Below are 4,829 nucleotides of genomic sequence, written 5' to 3' on the forward strand. Positions count from 1 at the left end.
GCGCACTTCGAGGCGGAGGGCCGTAAGACGACCCGGCTGAAGGTCTCGCACGCCTTCCACTCCCCGCTGATGGACCCGATGCTCGACGAATTCCGCGCTGTGGCAGCCGAGTTGGAGTACGGCGTGCCGAGCATCCCGATTGTGTCGACCCTGACCGGCACCCCGGTGGGCGCGAGCGAGCTGTCCGATCCGGGGTACTGGGTCCGCCATGTCCGTGAGGCGGTCCGGTTCGCGGACGCGGTGAAGGTGCTGGAGTCGGAGGGAGTGACCCGCTTCCTGGAAGTGGGGCCGGACGGTGTGCTGACCGCCATGGCGCAGCAGTCGGTCGGGTCGGAGACGGCCGTGCTGACGGCCGCGCTGCGCAAGGGCCGCGCCGAGGTGCCCGCACTTCTGATCGCCGTGGCTCGGCTGCACGTCTGCGGGGCCTCGCCCGACTGGACCGCGTTCTACGCGGGTGCCGGGACCCGCGTGATCGAGGGATTGCCCACCTACGCCTTCCAGCGCAGCACGTACTGGCTGGAGAGCACCGTCGAAACGGGCACCGCGCTGTCCGAAATGGGCATCGGCGCCTCCGGCCACCCGCTGCTCGGCGCGGCGGTGACCCTGGCCGACAGTGACGGTGTGGTGCTGACGGGCCGGTTGTCGACGGCGTCGCAGCCGTGGCTGGCGGATCACGCGGTCGGCGGCACCGTGCTGTTCCCGGGCACCGGCCTGGTGGACCTGGCGATCCGCGCCGGCGACGAGGTCGGTTGCGAGCTGCTGGAGGAGCTGACGCTGGAGGCGCCGCTCGTACTGCCGGAGCATGGCGGAGCCGCCGTACAGGTGTCGGTGGGAGCGCCCGACGAGTCGGGCGCCCGCACGGTCACCGTCCACTCGCGCGCCGAGGGAACCGACGAGCCCTGGACGCGACACGCCACCGGTGTGCTCTCCGCCGCCGCGCCCGCGCCTTCGTTCGAGCTGGCCGCGTGGCCGCCGCGGGGTGCTGAGCGGGTCGATCTGGAAGGCCTGTACGACACACTGGCGCAGGCGGGTCTGGAGTACGGGCCGGTGTTCCAGGGCCTGACGGCCGCCTGGCGCTCCGGTGCCGGTTCGGCCGAGGAGATCTATGCCGAGGTGGCTCTGCCGGAGGAGACGGGTGTCGAGGGTTTCGGGGTGCACCCGGCGCTGCTGGACGCCTGCCTGCACGCGATCGGGTTGCGTGAGGGGGGTGAGAGTCGTTCGGCGCGGCTGCCGTTCGCGTGGACGGGTGTGTCCTTCCATGCCTCGGGTGCGACCCGGGTCCGGTTGAAGCTCACCTTCTCGGGAGAAGCCGTCTCGCTGAGCGTCGCCGACGGTACCGGCGCTCCGGTCGCGAGCGTCCAGGCCCTGGCCTTGCGGGAGATCTCGGCGGACCAGTTCGCGGCGGCCGGCTCGGCGTTTTACGAGTCGTTGTTCCAGTTGGACTGGGTGCGGCTGGCGGAGGTCCGGGGTGGGCCGGTGCCGGAGGGCGTGACCGTCCTGCGTACCAGCCCCGGCACGGACGCCGAGGCGGTGCGTGCCGGGGTGAACCGGGTGTTGGCGGAACTGCAGTCGGCCGAGGGCCGGTTGGTGTTCGTCACCCGGGGTGCGGTGGCGTTGCCGGGTGAGGACGTCACCGACCTGGCGGGTGCGGCCGTGTGGGGTCTGGTGCGTTCCGCCCAGTCGGAGGACCCGGACCGTTTCGTCCTGGTCGACGCCGACACCGACGCCGACACCAACGCGGACGACGCCGTCGCTCTGGCGCTGGCGACGGGTGAGCCGCAGGTCGTGATCCGTGACGGCGCGGCCTACGGCGCCCGTCTGGCCCGTACGCCCGTGGCCGTGGAGGAGGCGCAGCCCCTGACGTTCTCCGCCGAGGGGACGGTGCTGGTGACGGGGGCGACCGGCACCCTGGGCGGTCTGTTCGCCCGGCACCTGGTGACCGAGTACGGTGTGCGTCGTCTGCTGCTGACCAGCCGTCGGGGTGAACAGGCCCCTGGGATGCGGGAGTTGGCGCAAGAGCTGTCCGCCCTGGGTGCCGAGGTGACGGTGGCGGCCTGTGACGCGGCGGACCGTGAGGCGCTGGCCGCGCTCCTGGACGGGGTCGACCTGTCGGGGGTCGTGCATGTGGCGGGTGTCCTGGACGACGGTGTGATCGCGTCCCTGACTCCGGAGCGGGTGGAGAAGGTGCTGCGTCCGAAGGTGGACGCGGCCCTGAACCTGCATGAGCTGACGGCCGGCAAGGATATGAGCGCGTTCGTCCTCTTTTCCTCCGCCGCGGGCACCCTGGGTAATCCCGGCCAGGGCAACTACGCGGCCGCGAACGCCTTCCTGGACGCTCTCGCCGCCCACCGCAAGGCGCAGGGTCTGCCCGCGCAGTCGCTGGCCTGGGGTCTGTGGGGCGGCGGCATGGCCGGTGAGCTGAGCCAGGCCGACATCGACCGGATGAACAGCACCGGTGTGCACGCGCTTACGCCCGAGCAGGGCCTGGCGTTGTTCGACACCGCGAGCGCCCTGCCTGCTCCCGCCCTCGTCCCCATCCGCCTGGACCTGAAGGCGCTGCGCTCGGCCGGTGAGGACCTGCCCGCCCTGTTCCGCGGGCTGGTCCGAGTCACCACCCGGCGCACCGCGGTGGGAGGCGGCGGCCAGGACACGGCGGTGCTCAGGCAGCGGCTTGCCGGCCTCTCTCCGGACGAGCAGGAAGCCCTGCTGCTGGACACGGTCCGCACGCACGCGGCGACGATCCTCGGACACGCGGGCGCCGATGTCATCGACCCGGACCGGGCCTTCAGCGAGCTGGGCTTCGACTCGCTCAGCGCGGTCGAGTTCCGCAACGTGCTGGGCGGCGTCAGCGGCCTGCGGCTGCCGCCCACGCTCGTCTTCGACTACCCCAACGCACGGGCGCTGGCCGACCACATGCGAGCGGAACTCGTTCCGGACTCCGGTGGCGGCGGCAACGCTGACGGGTCGGGTGAGGCGGAGATCCGCGCGGTGCTGCAGACCATTCCGCTCAGCAGGCTGCGGGACGCGGGTCTGCTGGACGCCCTGCTCGAACTCGGCGGCGTCAGCGACGTACAGACCGAACCGGACGAGGCCGGCGAGGCCTGGGAGGGATCGATCGACGACATGGACGCCGAAAGCCTCATCAGCCTGGCGCTCAGCGGCGAAACGGGAGATGTGTAATGGCCGGCTCTGACCAGAACAAGCTCGTCGACGCGCTCCGGTCGGCGCTGAAGGAGACCGAGCGGCTGCGCGCCCAGAACAAGAAGCTCACCGCCACGCTCCGCGAGCCCGTCGCCATCGTCGGGATGAGCTGCCGCTATCCGGGCGGGGTGGAGACGCCGGAGGACCTGTGGCGGCTGGTCGCCGACGGGGTGGACGCGGTCTCGGAGTTCCCGGCCGACCGCGGCTGGGACGCCGACCAGCTCTTCGACCCCGAGGGACAGCGCCCGGGCACGACCTACGTCCGTGAGGGCGGCTTCCTGCACGACGCGGCCGACTTCGACCCGTCCCTGTTCGGCATCAGCCCGAACGAGGCACTGGTCATGGATCCGCAGCAGCGGCTGCTGCTGGAGACCGCCTGGGAGGCGATCGAGCGGGCCGGCATCGACCCGGCCACGCTGAAGGGCTCGGCCACCGGCGTGTTCGCCGGGATGATGTACCACGACTACGCCGCCAACGCGAACACCGGTTCCATCGCCTCCGGCCGCGTCTCCTACGCCCTCGGCCTGGAGGGCCCGTCGGTCACCATGGACACGGCCTGCTCGTCGTCCCTCGTCGCCCTCAACTCGGCTGTGCACGCCCTGCGTTCCGGGGAGTGCAGCCTCGCCCTCGTCGGCGGGGTCTGTGTGATGGCGACACCGGAGACCTTCGTCGAGTTCAGCCGCCAGCGGGGCCTGTCCCACAGCGGCCGCTGCAAGTCGTTCGCCGCCGCCGCCGACGGCACCGCGTGGGGCGAGGGCGCGGGCATGCTGCTTGTCGAGCGGCTGTCCGACGCCCGTGCCAACGGTCACCCCGTCCTCGCCGTGGTCCGCGGCATCGCCGTCAACCAGGACGGCGCCAGCAACGGCCTGACGGCCCCCAACGGACCCTCCCAGGTCCGCGTCATCCGCCAGGCCCTCGCCAACGCCCAGCTCGCCCCCGACCACATCGACGCGGTGGAGGCGCACGGTACGGGTACCACTCTGGGTGACCCGATCGAGGCGCAGGCGCTGCTGGCGACGTACGGCAAGGATCGTCCGGAGGATCAGCCGTTGTGGCTGGGGTCGATCAAGTCGAACATGGGGCACACGCAGGCGGCGGCGGGTGTGTCGGGCATCATCAAGATGGTCGAGGCGATCCGGCACGGCGTCCTGCCCAAGACCCTCCACGTGGACGAGCCGACCCCGCAAGTCGACTGGGAGTCCGGCCAGGTGCGCCTGCTGACCGAGTCCCGTCCGTGGCCGGAGACGGGGCGTCCGCGCCGTGCGGGCATCTCCTCCTTCGGCATCAGCGGTACCAACGCCCACGTCATCATCGAACAGGCCCCCGCCGAGGAGGCCTCCGAGGAACCCGAGGGCCGGGCCCTCCCCGTCATTCCCCTCGTCATTTCCGGCAGGACGGAACAGGCCCTGCACGGCCAGGCCGAGCGCCTGCGCTCACACCTCGAGTCCCACCCTGACCTGCGTCCCTTGGACATCGCCCACTCCCTCGCCACCCGCCGTACTGCCCTGGACTTCCGGGCGGCCGTGGTGGGTGCGGACCGGGAGGAGTTGCTGGCGGGTCTGAGCGCGTTCGTGGAGGGCCGGTCGGCTGCGGGTGTGGTGCAGGGGGGTGTGCGGGGTGCTGGTCGT

At 71.8% G+C, this 4,829-nt stretch carries 2 protein-coding genes; both read left to right on the forward strand.

Annotation, left to right across the window (positions count from 1 at the left end; genetic code table 11):
- Positions 1-3,180 (forward strand): type I polyketide synthase (locus tag ABT288_RS49425; RefSeq protein WP_351623365.1); only part of this gene is annotated, 3,180 nt, incomplete at its 5' end.
- Positions 3,180-4,829, forward strand: a 1,650-nt coding sequence (locus ABT288_RS49430) for a type I polyketide synthase (RefSeq protein ID WP_502973028.1), incomplete at its 3' end; no start/stop codon positions are given. The genes ABT288_RS49425 and ABT288_RS49430, both read left to right, overlap by 1 nt.

The organism is Streptomyces sp. NPDC001093 (assembly GCF_040298985.1).
Classification (GTDB): Bacteria; Actinomycetota; Actinomycetes; order Streptomycetales; family Streptomycetaceae; genus Streptomyces.